1 protein-coding gene is annotated in these 727 nt (G+C 61.5%); it reads right to left on the reverse strand.

The features are described 5' to 3' along the window. Nucleotides 1-134: 134 nt before the first annotated feature. Nucleotides 135-584 carry a response regulator gene (locus ACP7AZ_RS17815; RefSeq protein WP_426039983.1) on the reverse strand — a complete coding sequence of 150 codons (450 nt, stop codon included), beginning with the start codon at nt 582-584 and terminating at the stop codon, nt 135-137. Between the last annotated feature and the right edge of the window lie 143 nt (nt 585-727).

Genomic DNA, 727 nt, shown 5'->3' on the forward strand with positions numbered 1-727 from the left:
TGGCGATGATGCCCGTGGTCATGGCCAGAAGTGCGGATTGATCGGTGTCAGCCATGCGTGCCTCCGGTTGGAAAGAATGGTGTTGATACGCCAGAACTCGTCATGGCGACAAACGCTCACCCGCTGCCCTGATCCTAGGCCGCTGGCACCACCCCGAAACCTGCTTCGTCGAACACTTCGAGGCCGCTCGGCTTCGGCAGCGAGGCGTCCCCCTGAAGGCACTCCAGTAAGTAGGTCACGGCAAGCACCATATCGGCGGCGTCGTACGGCTTCGGTAGCGAGGCGATCGCGACCGTCCTGGCCGACCGGGCGCGGCTGACCTGCCCGCTGATCAGCAGGACCGGAATGTCCAGGGCCTTGAGTTGCTTGGCGAGTTCGATGCCGTCGTCGCCGCCGACCAGATCGATATTGACCAGCGCGAGATCCGGCTGGCTTGCTTTGGCAACCTCAAGCGCCTCGGCGATGCGGTCAGTCAGGTGGAGGACATGGTATCCGGCGTCCTCCAGTTCAGACCTAAGGACGATCGCGACGAGCACCTCGTCCTCAACGATCATCAGGGTTTTGCCGGCTCGGGATGCAGTCATCGTCTTCCTTCAGGCGGCCAGCCACTGTACGTCGTCAGATGTTTTGGGACAGTCGGGGTGCGGATTTAGTGGAGAGTTGGCCTTGTCTGGGTTCGATATTTAGGCGGCGATTTTGCGGTGCTGCAAGCGCCGATGTTGGAGGG

The sequence above is a fragment of the Brevundimonas sp. DC300-4 genome, from assembly GCF_049897365.1.
Classification (GTDB): domain Bacteria; phylum Pseudomonadota; class Alphaproteobacteria; order Caulobacterales; family Caulobacteraceae; genus Brevundimonas.